Below are 21,549 nucleotides of genomic sequence, written 5' to 3'. Positions count from 1 at the left end.
TTTGGACAATCAGCGTATCTGCTGTCTGCCCAAATGAGAAATTGCTTAGCAAAATAAGTAAGCAAATAATTGAAGTTATTTTTAGTTTGTTCATCGTAAATAGTAGTTGAAGTATTGTTAAATTTTAATCGGTTAAAAATTGAACGAAATAGTACACATGACAAAGATCCAACCACACAAATCACTAAACAAGAAAACCTTAAACGACCTTAGTGATTCAACCTAACCTCCCTCTGCAGCTTATAATTCTTTCTAATATCTATCTTCTTTTCAACACATCACAAAAATTACCAAAGCCATAATTACAACGAATTATGGCTTTGGCCTTTTATTTAGAAACTAAATAAGATCAATCCCAGCCCGGATTCTGAGTCAGATTTTCATTTAAGCCTAACTGGCTAATTGGCAATGGCCACAAGTAATGTTTTGCAGGATCAAAAGTCCGCTTAGTGGCTGGCTGTGCAATAATAATGCTGTCAGCTGTCAGGTTCAGTGATTCCGGATTTACATCCTTATACTCGCCGGCAAAAAGGCGTGCACCATAAACCGTCTCTGGCATCACTTCTTCTGCAATTTTCCAGCGCATAATATCATCGTAACGGAACCCTTCCATCACCAACTCACAGCGACGCTCACGTCTGATTTCTTCCAACATATCCAATCCATTCGCTTGAACGAAAGCGTTAGTCAAGTGAGGCATTTCAACGCGATCTCTCAACTTGTTAATCGAAATATTCAGATCTGCATCTGAAATTTGACCGTCCAATTCATAAGTTGCTTCAGCATAAATCAAAAGCACTTCGGCATAGCGAATAAACATCCAATCGATATAAGATTTCTGAGTTACCCAGTCAGGCGCATACGCATACTTTTTAAACAAAATGCCGGATAGAGTTGAATAAATTGAAGGTGTCCATGGACTGTTTGCTCCTTTAAGGTCATCTCCTTCCTTCAATATAACCGATAATAAACGTGGATCACGGTTTTGGAATTCAGAAGAATATTCGGTCCATCCCTGAAATAAAGGAGACTGCTCAATAGGCAAACCATCCATACAAAGATAAGAGTCTACCAGTTTACGGGTAGCACACGCTTGTCCTTGTTCGAGGTTCCGGTTGTTGAAATAAGCTACAGGATTGTCATCGCCTGTTCCATACTCATGAGCCAAGATGGTTTCGTCACTACCTTCTCCATCATATAAGAAAAGGCTGTTGTAGTTATCGTACCCATTCCCTTTTGCCGAGTACAGGGCATATTCTTCGCTGTCAATCACCGCTTTTGCAGCAGTTTTTGCTTGTTGCAAAAGCTCTGCTTCGTAGCCGTAGTTATGGTATTTTGCACGAGTTCCTTCATACAAAGCCACACGTGCTTTAAGGGCCAAAGCAGCACCACTAGTCACTCGACCTTTTTGGCTCAATTCTGATTTTGCAGAAAGATGAGTCACCGCAAAGTCAAGATCGACAATCACCTGATCAATCACTTCTTTTCGTGGCGTGCGCCCTGCGTACAGGTCTTCGCTTGAAATATCCAACACTTCCATAATCAAAGGTACATCACCATAAGCTTTCACCAATTGAAAATAGGCCAGCGCTCTGAAAAAACGAGCTTCAGCTTCCAATGCATCCGATACTCCTAAGTCAACTGCTCCAAGCTTCGTGATGATATTGTTTGCTCTTCGAATAGTTGAATACGCTCCATTCCAAGGTCCAAAACTGGATGAAGGCTCATAGGAACCATCACTAATACTATTGGCAGCGTTACTCACCTGGATATCACTCATGTTATCATCATTGAAGCGAGTCCACCCTGGGATTGAAGGATATAACGAATTTAACGCCTGTATAAAATCGCCTTCTGTTTTCCAAAATACCGCATCCGATAAATCTCCTTCCGGGTAACGGTCCAAGTCACATGAAAAACTCATCAAGGCAACGAGTGAAAGAATAAGATATTTCTTCATAATGTTTGTCTTTTTCATTTCGCAAAAATTAGAATGTTAGGTTCACCCCAAAAGCAAAACCTCTGGTAAATGGATAACGGTAACTACTTCCCTGAGGCATTTCAGGATCATAGATTTTAAGGGTTTTCGTTTTCTCCCAAAGATCCTGTCCTGTGAAATAAACTCGCAGTTTTTCAATTCCTGCACGCATGGTAATGTTCCTAGGAATAGTATAGCCCAACTGAACATTCTTCAGACGGACATAAGCACCGTTTTGCACCCACTTATCACTTACTTTGAAGTTATGGAATCCACGCTCATACAAACGAGGGAAATAGGCATCTGGGTTATCCGGAGTCCAGTAATCGCGATGGATGGTATAAGGATTCACCCAGCTATAAGCAAAAGGCATCAAGTCCATTGAGTTTACGTAGAAGTTACGTTTTCCAACTCCTTGGAAGAAGATTGATAAGTCAAAACCCTTGTAAGCCGCATTGGCTGTAATTCCGTAGTTATAACGAGGACTGGTATTCCCAAGGTACACCAAGTCACCGTGATCTTCAATTGATTGTCTTCCAGCATTAATCTTGTCATCATCATTCATGTTGACATATTTCACATCCCCAACACCAGTCACACTACTTTGATATGGATGACCTTCAACCTCTTCCGGAGTTTGAAAGTATCCATCCGTTTTGTATCCGTAGATCGAATTAATTGGCATACCTTCAATCAATTTATTCACGCCTTCACCAATCACATTCTTTCCGTAATACTCAACCAGCTCGTTTTCACTATCGCCCAAGTTAAATGATACGGAGTACGTAAAATCCTTAACCTTTTGCTTCCATGTCGCCGACATTTCCCAACCCCAGGTTTTCAATTCTCCTGCGTTAAATGCCGGAACACTTACCCCAATTACTGACGGATAAGTTACATTGACCAACATGTCTTTGTTATACTTCACAAAGTAATCCCCAGTCATTGTCAGTTTATTATCAAAGAATCCCAGGTCGACACCAATGTTAGATGTTTCAATAGTTTCCCAGCTTTTCTCAGCCGAGGCTAATCTTCCCTGATAGATATACTGACTTTGCGCACCATCCAGAATGAGTCCTTTGCTGCTATTCAGCATCGCAATGTAATCGTAGTTACCAAGGACATCTCCATTTCCTAAACGCCCCCACGAGGCACGTACTTTGGCTTCACTAATAAAAGGAACATTAAACCAAGACTCCTGCGAAACGCGCCATCCCAAAGAAAATGATGGAAAAATCTGGTAGCGATCTTTTTTTGCCAATTTTGAACTTCCATCATAGCGAACATTAGCTTCAAAAAGATAGCGACTATCATAGTTATAGGTTAAACGTCCAAAGACAGCTTGGAATGCATTCGATTGCATATTGTCCGTAGCTTTATAACTGCTGATATCAGCCCAGTCAAAACTATACAAGTTATCATTCACCAAACCGTTTGCCTGAGCATTCCAATACGTATAATTATATTCTTCAAAAGAGTAACCAGCAAGTCCATGAAAGGTATGTTTCCCGAACGACTTGTCATAATCAACCAAGAATTGGAAATCCTTTTTTAAGACATCGGCACTGCTCCTATAAACCCTATCATTGGGATTATCTGAACCGATAATTGATGAACCATCAGCGCCAATAATTGGAGCCTTTTTCAAGTAACTAAATGTTCTGTCAACATCACTCCGAAGACCTCCTACAACAGAAATTTTTAGCCCTTTTACCAGATCAGTAACATATAACCGGCTGTTCAACTGATAACGGTCTTTAGTCACTTCTGTTGTTCCTGCTGTTAACTGTGAGGCAAATCCGGTAATGTTTCCAAGTGGGGTATAAAGAGGATATAACCCACGGATCGTATAAATTTTATATAAGTTCGAGTAGTTTCCTTCCATGTTTCCATATGAAGGTTGCTCATAGTTGTTCCGATAGAATGATGCATCTGTTTCCAAACGAATATACTTGTTGATGTTTGAACCAAGATTCATCCGCATTGAATAGCGCTGGTTGTCGTCATTCCCGTATTTCAACAAACCTTGCTTTTGAAAATAGGTTGTCGATACCCGATAGGATAACTTCTCCTGTCCACCTGAAACGGAAATGTTATGGTTTTGCTGTGGAACATCTTCATTAATCATTAGATCCACATAATTGTTATCTCCAAACCATTTCCAGGCATTCGGTTTGTTTGGGTCTGCTTCATACCAGATATTCGGATCATTGATTTTATCAATGTCTTCTGGTTTCCAGTTAGCGGCTAAACCAGCATTCTCTCTGGAAATATTTTGCATCAAAGCAATTTCTCCCATTGGAAGTGGCTCTGGCATTCTTGCTGGTTTGTTAATGGTATAAAGTCCGTTATAGTTCACCGTCACTTTTCCTTTGGCTCCTTTTTTAGTCGTGATCAAAATAACACCACCTGCCGAACGCGACCCATAAATAGCGGCAGCTGCAGCATCTTTCAATACCGAGATTGATTCGATATCTTCTGGCTGAACGCGATCTAAACTTCCGGAAACACCATCAACCAAAACCAATACCGGCTGATTATTAATGGAAGTTGCTCCACGAATCTGAATTTTGAAATCCTCCTGACCTGGCAAGCCACTACCGCGTGTTACCACAGCTCCGGGAACGGCCCCTTGAAGAGCTTCGATTGTGGTACTGGTAGAGCGATTGGCTAATTCTTCTGCTTTAACTGTTGCTACCGATCCGGTTAAGTTAACCTTCTTTTGAGTTCCGTAACCAACAGCGACTACTTCTTCCAGGCCAATCGCATCTTCAACCATTACCAAGTTGATTGACGATTGGTTGTCAACCATAATTTCCTCTGTTCGCATTCCAACGAAAGAAAACATCAGCGCTCCATTTCCAGGAACATCACCAATCGAATACTTTCCATCAAAGTCAGTTACGGTTCCCCGCGCTGTTCCTTTTATCAAAACGGTAACACCAGGAAGTGGCTGACCTGTAGAGTCGGTTACTTTTCCAGTAATCTGAACCGCTTGTTGAATGGTGCTTCGTGTCTGTCTAGCTGAAAGAAGAATCACGCGATCTTCAATACTATAGCTAATATCTGATCCGTCGAACAAGGCTTTTAAGGTTTGTTCAATGGTCTGTTCCCGAAGCGATATATCAACTTCCTGACTGATATCAATAAATTCAGAGCTGTAAGCAAATCGATATTTGCTTTGACTTTCAATCGCCTGCATGACTTCCCGGACCTGTGCATCTTGAAAATCAAGGTTTAGCCGGGCATTTTGGCTATACGAGCTAGCAGATACCTGCATGAGCCCAGCCAAAAGAAAGAGAAACGATAAACGCATAATTCTTCCCGTTTGAGATTTAACAAATGGAGACAAGGATCCCCAGATTCCTAATTTTTTTTTCATAATTTTGAACTGAATTAAAAAGGTTTTAATAAATTGTCATTTACCGATGACAGGTTTGACCTCAGGAAAGTGTTCCCGCACTTTCCTGTTTTTTCTTATTTAGTGATTCATATATTTGAATTTTATGACGTCTTCCTCTTGAATTGCTTTAACCGGTGAAACCCGTTCAATCAGATGCAACACCTCTGATAGTGATTCTCCCTCGATACTAAATGTATAGGGGAAATTCTTCACCGCTGAATCAACTTCAAATTGCTGGTTATATCTCTTTTCAAGCTTTACAGCCAGTTGCTCAAGTGGCAACTCAAAAAAATGAAGAATCCCATCTTTCCAGGCAATGTAACTTTCAGGCTCCACAGTCAAGGTTTCCAAGGTATTATCTTGCTTATTAAACAAAGCCAACTCATCGGGCTTCAACCGGGTTAGCAGTTTATTTTTTGCTGAACGAATGTTAACTGAGCCTTCTTTCAGCACAACATTCATCTCTTCGGTATCTGCATAATTTGAAACGCCAAACTGGGTTCCTGTAACTTCCACTTTCAGGGCTCCCATATCGACTATAAAAGGACGTTTTTTATCTTTGGCAACTTCAAAATAAGCTTCGCCAACAACTTGCACATCCCGATTTCGAACCCCATATTGATTGTTATACCGGAGTTGAGTTCCGGAGTTAATCCACACTCTTGTACCATCCGATAAGGTCATGCTGGAGATTTGGCCCGGGTCAGTATGAAACGCAGTATATTGAAGCTCGGTGTTGGAATAAGTACGATATACCATTGCAGCACCGGATAAGCCTAAAACCAATAAGGCAATGGAGGCATAGCGGTAAAACGCTAAGTAGCGTTTCGATTTTTGCAGCTCCTGTTTTTCTTTCAATCGATTGCGCAGGCGAGATTGGCCCAAATTCAGGATGGTCTTTTGCTGACCCGCCTGATGTTTTTTCCACCAATCCTTTTTGATTAAATCAAATCGTTCCTGGTTATTGTCTTTCCGAATCCAAGCCAGCAAATGTTCCTGCTCCTCTTCAGGAAGCTTGCCCTCCAAATAGTGTTGTATTTTCTTTTCCATGTTCATGCCTTTCATCATTAATACACCGAAAATGAAAAACCCCTACCCCCCTAGGACAATTTTTTCGAGTCTTATTTCTTTGAAATGGCATCATTAGGAAATCAACGAACTAACAAAGAAGAAAAAGAAGGCGAAAAAGCTATAGATACAATCGAAAAAAATGTCGCCCAGTCTTACCGCTTCCTCAACGTATCTGATTTAAAGGTGTGTGATTTTTTGACGAAACTGAAATGAACCGAATTCGTTCAAGCTGAAAATTACTTCAGCAGCATAATAATGAGTAAGGAAAGTTCCGGGAAACGTCTGATTAAACTTGCCCGCAAATGCTTTTTAGCTTTAGTTAGATTCTTCTCAACGGCTTTCAATGAAATTCCCAGTTCATCAGCCACTTCTTGTTGCTTCCGACCTTCAATCTTGCATTTGACCAATACTTGCTGCTGTCTTTCCGGCAACTGATCAATTGCTTCCTTTAAGGATTCAAACAACTGCTCTTCCAGCGATGCTTCCTCTCCTCCCGTAAAGTCAATTTGATACAGATGCTGCAAATCGCTCCAGTCATATTCGTCCAGCGAAAAAGAATCCTGTTGTGATTTTTGGTCTCGCAGGTAGTTTAAACATTGATTCCGAACAATGGTAAATAAGAGGCTCTCGACAGATTTATCCATTTTTATAAAGTCTCGTTTCTCCCACAAGCGGACATAAGCATCCTGGACGACATCCTCAACCACCAAATGATCTTTCAAAAATATTTTGCAGTAATTCTTTAGCCGTGCCGAAGTTAAGGAGTATAACTTGTCATAACTAGAAGGATTTCCGGTTTTCAGGTCAGTATTTAGAGATCTGTCAATCATTCATAAGCACTAAAGGGCACGCAATTTAGGCAAAAAAAACAAATCATTCTTATCCTTGAGATGAGTAACTGGTGGTGCAAAAAAAGAAACGACATTCATTATAAATTCAGCTCCCAATAACCATAAAAAAAGGGCACCATAAAAAAGTGCCCAATTAGTATCGCTATAACAGTACAGACTTAAAACTTTCTGTATTTAAAATCTAACAATTTATTGGCCTCTGCTTCAACAAATTTTGCTGATGCAATATCCCAATGTAAAGTCTGCTTAGGAAAGCGGTTGGCAATTACCCCCAACAAAATAGATTCGGTTAATCGTGCGGCATAGGTAAACGGAGCACTACACTCATCTTTTCCTAAGCAAGCATCAACAAACTGGTGATAATGATCGGCTTTTGGTATGTCAGGAAAATCAATGGGCTCATATTTTCCATTCACAATTAGTTTCGGATAATCCCAGTGAGGCAGGAGCATGTTCCCTTTTTCGCCTATAAACATCGCTCCCTGTTCTGGTAACTTTTCATTGTTGGGCAACTCCAGGTCTTTGTGTTTTTTAGGAGCTCCAGGCCCGTCGTACCAAACCCACTTTAAACTTTCGGCCGTGTATTTAGTTCCCGGAAATTCGTATTCAACCACATTGTTCTCGGGGTGTCCAAAACCGGTTGGCTTACGACATTTGGTTTTAATGGTTCTTGGAACATCCAACTCAAGCGCAGTATAAGGCGTATCAAAAATATGAACCCCCATATCTCCCAATGTTCCACATCCATAATCCAATAGCTTACGCCAATTACCCGGATGGTAAATTTTGTCTTTATACGGTCGCTCAGGCGAAGTTCCTAACCATAAATTCCAGTCCAGTGTGGATGGAATTGGATCGCTTCCCGTTGGAGCCGATCCATCGTATCCCCAGTTTTTTGGCGACCAGGCACGCACGGTGTTTACTTTTCCAATAATTCCTGATTGAATCAAAAGCGCAGCTTTTAAATACATGTCACTGGAATGGCACTGAATCCCCATTTGAGTGATGAGCTTATTATCCTCGGCATATTTGCGCATCGCCCGGGCCTCTGAAACATGATGTGTCAAAGGTTTCTGACAATAAACAGGCTTGCCCATTTGCATCGCCAACATCGATGCAGGAGCGTGAGTATGATCTGGTGTTGACACAATAACCGCATCAATGGCGCCACCCATTTTATCAAATAGCACCCGATAGTCGCTGAATGTTTTCGCCTTAGGATGCAACTTTTTGGCAGCCGCCAGCCGAATGGTGTCGACATCGCACAGGGCTGTAACCTCAACCTGTGGATGCGAAGCAATGGAGCCCAAATCGGCATTTCCCATTCCGCCAACACCTATATGAGCAGTTCTTAGTTTACCATTTTTTGCCAGTGCCCAAACCGATGAAGGCAACATGGTTATTGAGCCAAATATGGCTGCTCCTTTTAGAAAATCTCTTCTTTTCATGTGTGTCGATTTATAGTTTTCTGATCTTGATGTTTCTAAACTGTGTTAAACCGCCATGATCCTGTAAACCAATATGGCCTCTTTCTGCCATTCCATAAAGCGGTGCATCTTTCCATTTACTCTTACTTTTTAAGGCTTTCCACTCATCCGTCCAAAGCTCATATTCAACCACTTTCTTTCCATTAAGAAAATGCTGTACCTGGCTTCCGTTTACAATAATGCGAGTTGTATTCCACTCATCAATGGGTTTTACTTTAGCTCCCTGAGGTGTATGCATCGCATAGTTGGCTCCGGAGTATTGGCTATCATCTAATTTGGTTGGCCACCCTTTATCGTCAAGCAACTGGTACTCTGGCCCTGTTTCATAAATCTTTTTGGTGTCGCCTTCCTGCACCCGAATAAAAACTCCACTGTTACTTTTCGGGGCAATTTTCCATTCCAGATACAACTCAAAGTCTTTAAACTCCTTTCTGGAAATGATATCGCCACCATGGTCGCTCCCCACTCCTGAGTTATTCAAAATACCGTCAATTACCTTCCAACCTTGTACTTCCCCACCTTGAAATATCTTCCACCCGTCAAGGTTTTGTCCGTTAAACAGCAATTCCCAGCCTGCCTTTTTTTCTTCTTTTGTTAGTTTGTTTAATCCTTGTGCACTGCTCAAGAATGTGACAGATAGCATGACTGCCACTAAAAATACTTTTTGATTCATTTATTTATAATTTAGTTTATTGGTTAGAGGTTTATTGATTAAACCTGTTAAAAATATAACACCTAGTAGTGTTTCTGTGCTAAAAGTATTAATCTTTTTTTGAATTTTAAATTTCTCAAAATTTTATGATTAAATCGATTTTAAAAGAACTTTTGAAGCTGCTTTTTTTCAATACCGATGATTTCAGAAAGCAAAACGACACCCATAAAGATGAAATAAAAGAACCCGGCAATTCCCCGGCGGTTAGGGTCATCGCAATCCTTACAAACCTGTTCCCTCCGTGATAAGTTCAACCGATTAGCCTAGTCGCAAGTTCTTCATGATCTCATCTTTGCGACAAACACATCTATTCTATTACATACCAGTTGTACCAATTGGGTTGAACTTCCACTTCTATTTCAACTTCATATTCCCGGTTAAGTTTATATGTTTTTGCCTGATTTTTCTGTTCCCTTATTTTAGCCTCGTCACTCAAGCCTGTGTAGTACAGTGGAACAATAATCTTCTTCCTGATAACATTGTCGGTAGGATTAAACACAAGTAAAAATCCTTTTTCCTTAAGTTCAGGATTAACGTGCATCATATAATCAATATCACGACCATCGGCACGACGAAGGTGAATGATGTCGCTTTCCAAAATGTCTCGGTATTTTTTATACCAGCTTACCACACGCGTTACCATTTGTTTGGTTTTTTCAGTATCGTATAAACGCGGGCCTCTCAAGGCCGATTGGATGCCCAAACCAATGTTGCTAACCAACATCATTTCGTAATGATCAAGATGCTCGTTTAGTGGTTCAATGGTAGCTGCAGCCCCTCCGCCATGGTACTGTGCCAGTGGGATAAAGCTCCAACGCATTGTTGGTGTACTTTCCCATGTTCCGTCGAAAATATTCTGCCGCGTATGAATTAACTGATGACGGCGAGGAAGTGACCAGTTATTTTCCCGATAGCCCACCCCATTTTGGTTCGATCCCGACAAATAATAGTAATCAGGGACACGCAGGTAAATCCCTTGGCTTTTACACCATTTATAAAAATCAGTAATTGTTTTCCACTGAGTGTACTGTGAATCGCCCAATCCTTCATGTCCGGGATGTTCAGTTGAAGCACAAACGTCTCCAGGGTAACTACCATCATGCGTGAAAGTCATAAAACCTGTTTCTGAAAACATGCGGTACATTTTACGGAAATATTCCTGTCCCCATTCACTTTCCAGACAAGGAGAATTCCCAAAAGTAGCAAAGCCACCGGTTTTTCCTGTTTGGGGATTTACGACATCATCTTTATCACTAATGCGGCGGGAAGCTAACAATGAATACGTTCCAATTTTTATTCCTTTGCTATCGGCATACTCAGCATACTTTTTCATTTTTGCATAGTTCTCTTCGCTTTCGTCTTCGGGATTAAAACCACTGCCAAACGAAAAATTCACCATCTCATACCCCACCTCTTCTGCCTGGTCGATTCCGGTTGTATAATCTTCCCACTTCGAGCTGGTAATGTGAAACATCATCGGATTTTCGGTTATCCAAGGAGCAACGTTACGATACATTTTTCGCTGTGCCAAACCGTTTCGTTCCTTATCGTACGAATCGTAAGGAATCAAAAAAGTGCGGATTGACTCAAAAGATTCTCCGGGAGCCACATTTAAGTGATAGCCCTGTTCCGGGTATATACGCATGGTGTTCAGAATATCCTGAACCCATGATATTTGTGTAATATAATCCTGATCGGTTCCCCAATGTACCGTCTGGCTATTGGCTACCTTTGCTGCCATGGCTGAAAATGCCATGTCGGTTTCGAAATGAATGTTGGGTTTTACTTTCAAATCTTCACGTCCACGGTAACCACCATAAGGATTATGGTCGGCAATGGCCAGATACTCCGAAATAATTTGATCGACTTTTACTGACTTACCTGACTTATTCTTTACCGTTACCCATTTTGAGATTGTTGGGATTCCATCGTACAATTCATAATTCACAGTAACAACCAACTTTTGCAAGTCGCTTAATTTCGATTTTATTTTTTCAATTTCACTCTGGTTTAGTTTTCCATAAGCTGCAAAACTATTCATTTTCAGGCGTACTAATTCTCCTGGGAACTCGTGGTCTTCACCCGATGCATTCTTCCCTAACTTACCAATGCGAACAGAAACCGGATCAGGAACTTCTGTTTCAAAATCAATGGTTTCGTAGGTTTTCCACTTTCCTTTCTTAGGCTTTGCTTCGCAATAAACTTTTGAGCCATCAATACGGAGACGTAAAAACCATGTTCCGCTGAAATCGACATTATCTTTTCCTCCTGCACGAGTATTCTCGCGCTTCCCATCATAAACGGTAAACCGCCAGGCTCCGTTATTTTTCATGCCCGATTCGTTTCCTGGGCGCATATTGAATTTTATGGTTCGGCTGTTCCAGACCAGCGCAATTCCCGGCCCCCAGAAACCGCTCAAGTCAGTTCCTGCATCAATAGAGGTTTCCACCAAACCTGTCCCAGCTGGTAATTTATATTCGGCATAAACCGCGGTATTGTTGGGTGTGTAAATTTCCCCGGGTTTCCCTTCATTAAAAAAAGAACTTCTTTTGTGGGTTGAGCTGGTGCGAATATTCCATACATCTGCCATTGATGTAAAATCATCAGTGTAGATTTCTTTACGGCCAATGTTACTCTCCTGTGCCAAGGAAATCAAATCTTCAGGCAATACATCAGTGAGTTGGTAATCCATTTGCAGTTTCACACCCTTGGGTGGCCATTCTGCATTAGGTGCACAGTGGCGAACTTTCTTCCAATCAAAACGTTTCTCCGGTGCGCCAATTTTGAATCCCGACAATTTAAAGGATAATGGATCTGCTGTTAAATCATCAAGCCAATCAGGACAAAGAAAGGCAAGGTTAGGCTGTCCTTCCAATCCCCCCACATTTATGGTAAACCCATTTGCTGAAATAATGGCTTCGGGTTTTACCGCGCGTATGTGTTCTTTCTGTTTGCTCAATACTTTTAAACTGGTAGTTGCTGCATTCGGACTTAATCTGAATGAACGGGAAATAATACCATTTGACAGGATTAATTCATTACTGCTCTCGTTTCTGAAAACCTGTGCCTTTTCTGACGGCTTTTTTAAAAGCCAATCGTTTTCAACACCAGTTTCGTAGATACCACTAATAACAGGTAGTTTTTCTACATCTTTTTTGAATGATTGAGCCCAAAGTGTACAGGCTGATACACATAAGACTAATCCTAAAATCAGGTTTTTGGTCATTTGGTTTTCTATTTTTGAAATTGATATACTTTTTCTTTCATATTCTGAGTTCGTTCTTCTAAAGATTGAATTTCATGCAGTTTATTACTTGGCTTGTCGAGGTAGAAGTATGCGGTTGCCGATACATCGTCGCTGCGGAAGAAGTTAGTCGATACTCCATTGGGGAAATTATCGTCCTCAATTTTAGGAGGGTTATCCATGTCAAGATAACGTTTGCTAGCGTTTAATCCATCCTTTTCAACGTAAGACCAAACCACCTCAAATTCAGCTCGGTTTTCGCGCATCCGTCGCAGGTTGTCACGTACAGAGTTCCCGATTTGTTGAATAGTAACTTTACAATCGCTATGAAAGTAAACAGGATCAATCGTATGATAGCGATAAAAGGTGTAAATGTCATGCTCCTTATCGGAAACCAGTGAGCCCTGTATTTGATGGGCATATTCGCCCTGCCCCCATCCGGTTCCAATATAATCTTCGGTTCCGGTACCAACAAGAGTTGGGAATTCAGTATCCCCGTCGAGATAGATTTTTACTTCTCCTTCGCCGAACCATGTTCCTTGATAGGTAGAATCGCCTACAACGCCAATATTGGTTCCCAGGTAGCGCCCGCGGCCTTCCACTTTAGGAAGAATCTCAAAGTCAACTCCCCGTGTGGTTTTTATATCACGATGCCAATATGAATGAAAATACAATACATCATCGGCATGTTTCTTTACTTTTACAAAATTGATTTTGTAGTAGAACATGATAATATCCTCCGATTCATTTACCACTTCAATGCGGGCAGCAGTGCGGTAGGGCATCGGAATAAAACAGTTGTGCGAACGTCCTTCCGGTGCCGAAAACAATTCACATTCAAACGGACGCATTAATCCTAATCCAATTCCAAAGAAATCAGTAAATGGAACAGAAACTGCGGGTTTCTCTTCATCATCCCAATACATTTCAATTTTAACCTTGCGGCGGTTTTCCGGTGTCCAGACCAGCGAATTGGCCGACCATATCTTAGTAATCATTCCGGCTCCTTCTTGATTAAAAATTACTTTGCTGGTTCCCGGGGCAATTAGTGTGTATGCATCTCCTTTTGCGCCCTTATTGGTCATTCCTCCTTTACCTTTTTCCGCATTTACGTTTTCGGCACTGGCCCAACGGGATTTCACCCCTTCTGGAGCAGCTTTGTAAAGCTGGTTAATTTGAGCAGGATTAAATCCCTCTTGTTTTGTCGAGCATGCTGCATAAACAACAAGAGAACTAATTAATACAAGGCTAGTTAATCTGTTCATAATCTTATCGGTTTAAAAAGTCATTCTCAACCAGAAAAAAGTCAATTCCAAGTGCGTATTTGCCATTTACTTTGCTTGAATGGGGATTTGCCTCTTTCAAAACAAAACGGATCGTAAATGCATTGTTTTCAGGCTCATTTTCGCCCAAATCGACGTACGGATTGGTCATTCCCTGGTGATTCGAGAATAAGTCCTGAGAAGTTTTCAACTTCCCATTCACATAAATGTCGAAATTTCCACAAATCCTTCCAACTGCTGCGCAAAATTTAAGATCTGACTTTTCGAATTGTTCCGTAAGTTTTATTTCAGTAAAATCACCGGGTTTTTCAAACCAAAGCTCTTTCATTGCACCGCTGCTCATTTCTCCCCACACCGGAATATTGGCATGATTTTCAATAACAGTTTCGCTTCTATTCGACAGTTTTAGTATCTCGGCCTCCAAAGCTCCGCCAACAATATATTGTTGGTTCTTAGCTTCCTCCACTTTTTGCTGAAGTCCCTCCAAAGTAGGCAATTCCAGTGCCGCCATTTCAGGCTGTGGTTGTCTGTTGTACTTTACTCCGGACGTTCCGTACCAAAATGTGGTTTGCGAATATTGAAGAAAATGCCAGCGTTGGCGGGTTCCGCACGACGATTCAACATCAAATCGAATTCTATTTTTGAAAGGAATGACATCCAATGATCGTGTTCTGGAACAGACGTTGTACCCCATCGACCGGGGATTGGCAACGATGATATTTCCCAGAAAGGGTTTTGAAAACTCATCAGCTGGAGTAGGAACTTTTCCACCAGCCCAACCATAGTAATCTTCTGTACCAGTTCCAAAATGCGATGGAAAATTGCGATCAAAATCATCATCAACGTAAATTTTCTCATCGCCTTCGCCCCACCAGCCTTCTCGCGGGTTAAGTACGGTCCACTGGTCGCCAACCACTACACCGCGACCTTTGGCTTCCAGAAAGTTCCAATCGAAAAGCGGGAAAGTTGGAGTTGGAGGATCCATGCGCCATGATGCGTAAAAATGCATGCTATTAGGAGTCCAATCGTACTTATCCTCAGTCATTTTAAGACTAACGCTTACCGGTTCGTTCCATAAATTTTTCAGTATAATTTTTCCTGAATTTTTATAAGGCATCACCCAACGGCAAATCATTTTACCATCGTTTTTCACCGAACGTTCCCACATGCTATAAGGCTGAATTTTTCCAACGTTGTTAAAAAAATCACCAAGCGGACACCAAATTGTTGTTTTGCCGTCAAATTCGCCAACTAAAACTGTTGAACGTAATGCCTGTGCCAAATTTACGGCTTCATCAATTTTAATTTCCAATTGTCTTACAGCTCTGTTCCCTTCAGGAAGTTCCACTTCCAAACTTTTTCCCTTTTTGATATTCTTTGAAACAGAAAACGTTTTTCCCTCCTTAATTTCGGGAGTTATTAATTTTGACGCAACCTGGCTACGTAGTTCTTTAACCTCTTCAAATTCCTGCATGGTAAAGGTTTTAACAGGAGTTCCTTCGGGATACTTGCGATAATTGATGATGTTGTAAAAGGATTTATTGTCCATAGTGATCTTACAACTTTTTGCGTAAGGAATCGGAAAATAGAGGTTTCCGGCACGAGTTGATTCATCAGCAAAAGGAGCTTTAACAAAGTCCTGACCTTTTACAAGCTTAAAGAAATTGGTATTAATAACCGGTTCAGGATTTCCGTCGAGATAAAATTTGATGTTTGCACCGGTAGTGTCGTTCAATCCATAATAAAAACAAACAGCCCATATTTTTGCAATTACGCCGGGGCCTTCGTCTTCCATAATTACCCATTCTTTTTGCCCGTTATTTTCTTCAGTACGGATGTATCCAATGCCATCGCTATCTGCAAACCAACCCGGTTTATCGGGCGAAACCGATTCGCGGTTATAACTACTGGCCTGCAAACATTGGTAGCTATTCTCGGGAAAACGGGTGATTTGCTCCCTATCGACCATTTCGTTAAGCAGGGAGCTTAGATTTATTTCGTTGTTTTTTTTGCACGAGATAAAAGCAACTAATACGATGATAAAAAAGAATATTTTCTTCATGATACTTACTTATTCGTGCGAAAGTTTACAATCATCTCAGGTCCTGCAACTCTGCCTTTACCTTCGTAGTCGAATTCGATTAAATTACGACCTTCATTTACTACGAAACAACTGGCATCCAGTGTCACTTCTTTTTTCACCTCTTCATTTTTAGCATAATGAACAAGTGTTTCATCGCCCTTATTAACAATATAATCTCCAGGTTCCAGAGTAAACGGCATATCGGCTTTTTGCGTACCTACTTTTAAGTAAATTCCTTTTACCTTTTCCTTCGCTGTTTTTGGCAAACGGATAACATATTGCAAATTTTGCTGTCCCCCGGCACAATAATATTCCCAGGTGGTAGAAGTTGGCTGTCCCGGTTCGGTTGTCATATTCACATGTTTATAATCTAAAGAAACCGGAGCTTCTGGCGTACTTGCCAAAATTTCAGCGGGTAAAGTATTCGATTCATTTTCGCTGGCTGCACGCCCTCCTTCGGGTGCCCACGACTCGATAAATACCAGCTCTGCAACTCCATCCTTTACCTCCAAACCATAAAATGTATACGGATCGCGAAGTTTTTCTTTCTGCTCCTTTGTAAAAAGACCTTTCATTCTGGCCTCTTCCCACTTCCTAATTTCGGCTAAAATATCCGCAGCTTCTTTATTAATCTCGAAGAAATTAGGACTGATGTAGAAATCTACACCGGCATCGTAACCTGCGCCAAGTCCCATAACCCATTCCATATCTTTTTTAGTCGTTTTTGCATTGATACTAAATTGTCCCATTTTACGGGGTAATAAATCTTCCCTTAATCCTTTCTGTACTTCTATTCGATGCTCTAAATGAGCTTCTCTAAAATTTTTTGATGTCCAGGGCTCACCCCAACTTTCGTTTGAAAAATAGTGCCATCCGAAGTGGGTTACATCCGATGAATTGGCTACAATATTCGGATTTTTTAGATTATCGTAGAAAACCTTTACAAAACGGTCGCTGCCATAACGGCCATGGCCACAAGCTAAACCACCTTCAATACCATCGAAACTAATACGTTTCAGGTTGGCTTCATTAAAAAAGTTAGCCAGATTTTTAGCCATTTCATCTTGCAGGTTAATATCCGGAAAAAATACTTTGTATCCATGCGACATCAATCGAGCCACTTGCTCACCTTTTTTATGAGCCACAGCTTTTGTTCCGAATGCACCACGCTTACACTCTTTTAATAATAATTTGCCATCGGCTGTAGAATAGGCGTACTCAATAATTTCGTCACCAATACGTACGGCTGTATGTTCACGCCAGCGTGGATTTACCTTATCCAAATTAGGTTCGTAATAGGCTGGGCGCATCGATTCGTCGTGTAGCAACAATTCATTATCAGTTTCCGAAATATCTCTTTCTAATTCTGTTATTCCTGCCTTAACCAGGTTTGGGTGCGGGGTAGGTGTTACAAGCGGATCATTTGTGGTAATAAAGTTGGTTAACGTATGAGCGCCAAGGTTTATTCCCTGGTTTTCCGCCTTATCAGAACATTCGCGTACCGACTGGTAACCGTTTGGAAAATCGCGCTCTCTTAGTTTAAAAGTTCCCCATGTTTCAAAAATTCCACCGTGATATACACAGGTAATACCAGCCTGTTTTGCGATATCAATACATGCATCAATATTATTGACATTAAAAGACATAATAAACTTCGATGATGTTGAATACTTTGACGTTTTATTCCACTCATCGCCATTTTTGATATGAGGCAGGTTTTCTTCCAATACAATTTTCTCAATTACCTCTGTAAGAATATCTGCCGGTATGCAATACAGCGCAAATTTCGCACCCACTATTTCAGCATCGCTATCGTTAACCGGGACGGCTTGTCCCAACTTTTGCTCCCAGTTATCAACAACGCGATAAGTAGATCGATCGCGCACAAAGCCAGTTAAGCTAGCGCCTCCTTCAATTTTTTGAGCGGCATTTCCAAATCTCCCGCGGCTTAACTGTTCAAATCCACCGCGGCTTTTAAGGTTTAGCCCCATAAAACCGATCGCGATGTTATCATCATAAGCAATTCCAATTGATTGACCTATCTTTTCAGAAGGCAAGACATGATAAGGCCCCCAGGTAACTTTATCAATCCGCTTTTCGCTATTTAAGCTTGTAATTTCAAAGCTTAGGTACTTGCTGTTGTTCTCGATTTTTACATCAATTTCTGCTCCTGCTCCGTCAAATTTGAATTTCAATATTTCACCGGTATTTTTCCAACTTGAAATTGGATAATTGTTCCCTTCACTCTCAATTGTTAAAAAAGAAACACTATTGCCTGGCATTAACAGGTTTTCCCCCGATTCCTTTTCGAGAAGTTCAGTAAGCTGTCCTTTGTCATCAAGCGATATCTTAAAGTAATCGTTCTCGAGAAGAGATTTGTATGTTACCGTATTGCAGGCTGCAAGGCAACATACAATCATCATTAATAAAAAGAGTCTATTCATAGTTTTTATTATTAATTACTTTGAAGTTTAAAAAATGCATTGGCATATCTCTGCCCGAAAATGATAAGTGATTCTCTATTAAAGTGAACCATATGGTGTTGACGAGCTTTTAATCCCTTAGATTCAACAAATGCAACATTAGGTAATAAGTTGGGCATATTACGAAGTGAAGATTTTACTCTATTAATTGACTTTACTCTTTCAGGTGCATCATGATCTGGACCTGTACCGTAAAATTCAGCCAGGTTACCCAGTACAAAAGGTAAATTATCAATCTTCAAATCAGATCTTACGTCCAAAATTAATTGCTTCATTCGCTCACTGTAGTCCTTCGATTTTTCAGGAGTAACCGTATCCGATTCACCCTGATGCCACAATATACCTTTAACAATACCTTGTTCTTTTGCCCAAATAGCTTTGTTCAGCGCATCTGCATATACATCAGTTCCTTTATTCAGAGACGATATTTCTGCTCCTCCATAAGCCACAGGAATAAAAGCAACTTCAACTTCAGGGTGCTTCTCGAGGTATTTTTTTGCAAATGCTCCAGCAAGCCCAAACTGATCACTTCCTAGTCGGTTATGGATAGGATGTTTTGCTTGATGCCATGTAAACTCAGCCCCTTTGTTTGTCCATCCTCTCAGCATCCACACCTTGTTTAATGGCACAGTATCTTGTGGCAACAGCTCCCCATAACCAGCCATATTCGATTGTCCCATTAATATAAATATGTGAACGTCTTTCTTTTGTACACCAAATTTCCCACTACTCCATGCCGACATGGAAGTCATCACCATAAAAATTAAGATTATACTCCCAACTCTCTTTAAATTAGCATTCATAGCCATTTTTTTAATCGATTGATTTTTGTTTTTAGCTAAACTATCGCGATTAATTTGCTCGATTAAATTCAAGTATTTTTACTTCTCCCGGTTTTAAATTTATCTCCAATTCTTCACCAAATCCTATTTGCCTTGAATTTAATTCATTTGCATTTGAAAGTGGAGAAGAAAGCTGCAACCTTGTTAAGGTCTTTAAAGTTCCATTGTTTCTGTTAACATTGAATGTATAGGTCTTAGCTTCCGTTTCCGATGGATTATGGAACGATGCATAACCTCCATTTTCATTCCATCCCGTATAACCGTAAACTTCCATCTTTTTAGGATTTCCACCGTGCATTCTCGCGTGTTTAAAATATGGGAATACTTTGCGTACCCATTTCAGTCCGTCAGCTAAAACGTCCCAATCAGCTTCTGATAGATTTTGAGTTACAATATACAATTCAACAAAGCCTGTCCCACGTGAAAGGTTCATCCACAGGTATTCGCTGAATTGTTCTTTGCTTTCGCCGGTTTGGGTCTTCTTCGGTTCGTGGTTAAACACCGAGTTGATGGGAAACTGTGTTTTCTCTTTCACCCACGTGTCGTAATAAACGCCATCGCGGTAAACCAACTCTTGAGTGCGGTTACTTCCGCCGGCAGCGTCGCCTGCATTAATCATCCAGACAGCATCGATGTATTGCAGCCACCAGGGACTTAGGTAAGCACCGTTTGAAATCACAACATATACATTTGGGTTTACCTTGTGCTGTTTCTTGAAGATTTCCATTAAACGCTCGGTTCCTGCAACGAGGTAGTAGGTTTTAAGCTCATCGTATTTGGGATCGTTTAAACGTTCGTCTGCCGGTTTAAATCCTTCGGTTTCGAGTTGTGGCATGGTTGGAACACCGTAGGCTCCTCCCTTAAAATCGAATTCGCGGCGATTGAGATGCCCAAACAAACCATCAAGTTTGAAATAAGTAACGCCCTGTGTTGTTAATTCAAGCATACGATCTTCAAGCAGCTGCATGTATTTTGGACCGGCCAGCGACATGTATTCATCCAGAGCTTCCAAACCTTTTTCACGCATCAACGGAACAGCTGGACGCCCACCGAAGTTACAACCAGGACTGAGCCACAAACCCAGATTAGCCCCGGCCTTCTTAACATTTTCAAAACTGCTTGCGAAATCGGCATCAAATTTCTCATTCACTTTCCACACCTTGTCGCTCCAGTCGGTGTTTGCATTTTGCCAACCATCGTCGATTACAAAAGCACTAAATGTCGCCACGCCACGTTCGGTGTTCAGTTCCTGGCTCACTTTTTTCACACTCGCGACAAACTTTTCTTTATCAACTCCAGGCCCGAAATCAAACCAACTGTTGTATTGCACTTGTAAACGTAACGGGCGGATGCGGATTTTATCGATATAGTCAAAAAAACTATCCTGGATAAATTCAGGATTGTCGCCAACACCAAAAACCGATTTGTAAGTAGTATACGTTTGCCCTGCCTTGATTTCTTTTCCCCACAAGTAACCGCAATAAGCAATATTGTTTTCCACATAATTGTATGAAGCCGGAAATTCTGTTCCCCAAAAGGTTGCCGATTGCTTTGTGTAAAGCGGCTGCCCCAATCCCGGACGCCACTGCGAAGGTCCCCAGGCAGTAATCTGCTTCATTTTGTAAGGCTGATAAATGTCATCAAGCTTTATTGTTTCAATATCAATCCTTTCAAGTGTGAGTTCTTTGCCCGCCCGGATATTGAGCAGCTTGTTCATATAAAAATTATCGGCTTGAATTTCGTAAACGACCTCAACATCCAAATCATGTTTTTCATTACTTAACAAGAATTCCAGTTTCTCCGGTGTTTCTGATAAAACTTTTTTCACTCTAAAGTCTGGCGAAGTAAGGATTACATCGGTTCCTTCCTTATCCGTCCCCGCTGAAATCCGGATTTGAAATTCGGCATTGTTTTGCGGAACCAGCTCTTTCCCCGATACTTTGTTTTCCAATTTTAAGGTATGCAACGATCCCCCATCAATACTGATTGTGCGCGACAGGAAATTGTTGGCAATAGTAAACTCTGATTTTTGTGTACATTGAATATTGGCTGATATTATAACTATTAATAAAATAATGAGGGCCATTGATTTGATAGTGTTTTTTGGAAATT

At 40.9% G+C, this 21,549-nt stretch carries 13 protein-coding genes; 1 reads left to right on the top strand and 12 read right to left on the bottom strand.

Features of this window, described 5'->3' with window-relative positions:
- Positions 1 to 349 precede the first annotated feature (349 nt).
- From ACUNWA_RS16725 to ACUNWA_RS16715, 3 genes are all read right to left on the bottom strand, one after another.
- Positions 350 to 1,960, bottom strand: a complete 1,611-nt coding sequence (locus ACUNWA_RS16725; protein ID WP_445593076.1) for a RagB/SusD family nutrient uptake outer membrane protein — start codon at positions 1,958 to 1,960, stop codon at positions 350 to 352.
- A 28-nt stretch (positions 1,961 to 1,988) separates the two neighbouring features.
- Positions 1,989 to 5,360 carry a TonB-dependent receptor gene (locus tag ACUNWA_RS16720; RefSeq protein WP_445593075.1) on the bottom strand — a complete coding sequence of 1,124 codons (3,372 nt, stop codon included), beginning with the start codon at positions 5,358 to 5,360 and terminating at the stop codon, positions 1,989 to 1,991.
- A 99-nt stretch (positions 5,361 to 5,459) separates the two neighbouring features.
- Positions 5,460 to 6,431: a FecR family protein gene (locus ACUNWA_RS16715; protein WP_445593074.1), complete on the bottom strand. Its 972-nt coding sequence runs from the start codon at positions 6,429 to 6,431 to the stop codon at positions 5,460 to 5,462.
- Between the two features lie 84 nt (positions 6,432 to 6,515).
- Between ACUNWA_RS16715 and ACUNWA_RS16710 the strand changes: the two genes are divergently transcribed.
- Positions 6,516 to 6,665, top strand: coding sequence for a hypothetical protein (locus ACUNWA_RS16710; protein ID WP_445593073.1), 150 nt, complete (start codon positions 6,516 to 6,518; stop codon positions 6,663 to 6,665).
- 23 nt (positions 6,666 to 6,688) lie between these two features.
- On the opposite strand, the gene ACUNWA_RS16705 is transcribed toward ACUNWA_RS16710, so the two are convergent.
- From ACUNWA_RS16705 to ACUNWA_RS16665, 9 genes are all read right to left on the bottom strand, one after another.
- The gene (locus tag ACUNWA_RS16705; protein ID WP_445593072.1) at positions 6,689 to 7,282 is read right to left on the bottom strand and encodes an RNA polymerase sigma factor; all 594 of its coding nucleotides are present in this window, start codon (positions 7,280 to 7,282) and stop codon (positions 6,689 to 6,691) included.
- A 179-nt stretch (positions 7,283 to 7,461) separates the two neighbouring features.
- Positions 7,462 to 8,751 carry a Gfo/Idh/MocA family protein gene (locus tag ACUNWA_RS16700; RefSeq protein WP_445593071.1) on the bottom strand — a complete coding sequence of 430 codons (1,290 nt, stop codon included), beginning with the start codon at positions 8,749 to 8,751 and terminating at the stop codon, positions 7,462 to 7,464.
- A 10-nt stretch (positions 8,752 to 8,761) separates the two neighbouring features.
- Positions 8,762 to 9,463 carry a 3-keto-disaccharide hydrolase gene (locus ACUNWA_RS16695; protein ID WP_445593070.1) on the bottom strand — a complete coding sequence of 234 codons (702 nt, stop codon included), beginning with the start codon at positions 9,461 to 9,463 and terminating at the stop codon, positions 8,762 to 8,764.
- Between the two features lie 346 nt (positions 9,464 to 9,809).
- Complete coding sequence (locus ACUNWA_RS16690) at positions 9,810 to 12,728, bottom strand: hypothetical protein (protein WP_445593069.1); 2,919 nt, start codon at positions 12,726 to 12,728, stop codon at positions 9,810 to 9,812.
- An 8-nt stretch (positions 12,729 to 12,736) separates the two neighbouring features.
- On the bottom strand, positions 12,737 to 14,011 hold the full coding sequence (locus ACUNWA_RS16685) for a glycoside hydrolase family 172 protein (RefSeq protein WP_445593068.1): 1,275 nt from the start codon (positions 14,009 to 14,011) through the stop codon (positions 12,737 to 12,739).
- Positions 14,012 to 14,015: 4 nt separating this feature from the next.
- A complete protein-coding gene (locus ACUNWA_RS16680) occupies positions 14,016 to 16,091 on the bottom strand; it encodes a glycoside hydrolase family 172 protein (RefSeq protein WP_445593067.1) in 2,076 nt (691 codons plus the stop codon).
- 5 nt (positions 16,092 to 16,096) lie between these two features.
- Positions 16,097 to 18,556: a hypothetical protein gene (locus ACUNWA_RS16675; RefSeq protein WP_445593066.1), complete on the bottom strand. Its 2,460-nt coding sequence runs from the start codon at positions 18,554 to 18,556 to the stop codon at positions 16,097 to 16,099.
- An 11-nt stretch (positions 18,557 to 18,567) separates the two neighbouring features.
- Positions 18,568 to 19,470, bottom strand: a complete 903-nt coding sequence (locus ACUNWA_RS16670) for a sialate O-acetylesterase (protein ID WP_445593065.1) — start codon at positions 19,468 to 19,470, stop codon at positions 18,568 to 18,570.
- Complete coding sequence (locus ACUNWA_RS16665; protein ID WP_445593064.1) at positions 19,448 to 21,523, bottom strand: hypothetical protein; 2,076 nt, start codon at positions 21,521 to 21,523, stop codon at positions 19,448 to 19,450. Before ACUNWA_RS16665 ends, ACUNWA_RS16670 begins: the two co-directional genes overlap by 23 nt.
- Positions 21,524 to 21,549: the final 26 nt, after the last annotated feature.

This window comes from Sunxiuqinia sp. sy24 (assembly GCF_052677165.1).
This window is presented reverse-complemented; position numbering and strand designations above follow the sequence as displayed.

Coding starts and splice junctions, on each gene's coding strand:
- ACUNWA_RS16710 (WP_445593073.1), top strand. CDS start 6,516: ATGGCATCATTAGGAAATCAACGAACTAACAAAGAAGAAAAAGAAGGC.
- ACUNWA_RS16720 (WP_445593075.1), bottom strand. CDS start 5,360: ATGAAAAAAAAATTAGGAATCTGGGGATCCTTGTCTCCATTTGTTAAA.
- ACUNWA_RS16700 (WP_445593071.1), bottom strand. CDS start 8,751: ATGAAAAGAAGAGATTTTCTAAAAGGAGCAGCCATATTTGGCTCAATA.
- ACUNWA_RS16665 (WP_445593064.1), bottom strand. CDS start 21,523: ATGGCCCTCATTATTTTATTAATAGTTATAATATCAGCCAATATTCAA.
- ACUNWA_RS16675 (WP_445593066.1), bottom strand. CDS start 18,556: ATGAATAGACTCTTTTTATTAATGATGATTGTATGTTGCCTTGCAGCC.
- ACUNWA_RS16690 (WP_445593069.1), bottom strand. CDS start 12,728: ATGACCAAAAACCTGATTTTAGGATTAGTCTTATGTGTATCAGCCTGT.
- ACUNWA_RS16725 (WP_445593076.1), bottom strand. CDS start 1,960: ATGAAGAAATATCTTATTCTTTCACTCGTTGCCTTGATGAGTTTTTCA.
- ACUNWA_RS16685 (WP_445593068.1), bottom strand. CDS start 14,011: ATGAACAGATTAACTAGCCTTGTATTAATTAGTTCTCTTGTTGTTTAT.
- ACUNWA_RS16705 (WP_445593072.1), bottom strand. CDS start 7,282: ATGATTGACAGATCTCTAAATACTGACCTGAAAACCGGAAATCCTTCT.
- ACUNWA_RS16680 (WP_445593067.1), bottom strand. CDS start 16,091: ATGAAGAAAATATTCTTTTTTATCATCGTATTAGTTGCTTTTATCTCG.
- ACUNWA_RS16715 (WP_445593074.1), bottom strand. CDS start 6,431: ATGGAAAAGAAAATACAACACTATTTGGAGGGCAAGCTTCCTGAAGAG.
- ACUNWA_RS16695 (WP_445593070.1), bottom strand. CDS start 9,463: ATGAATCAAAAAGTATTTTTAGTGGCAGTCATGCTATCTGTCACATTC.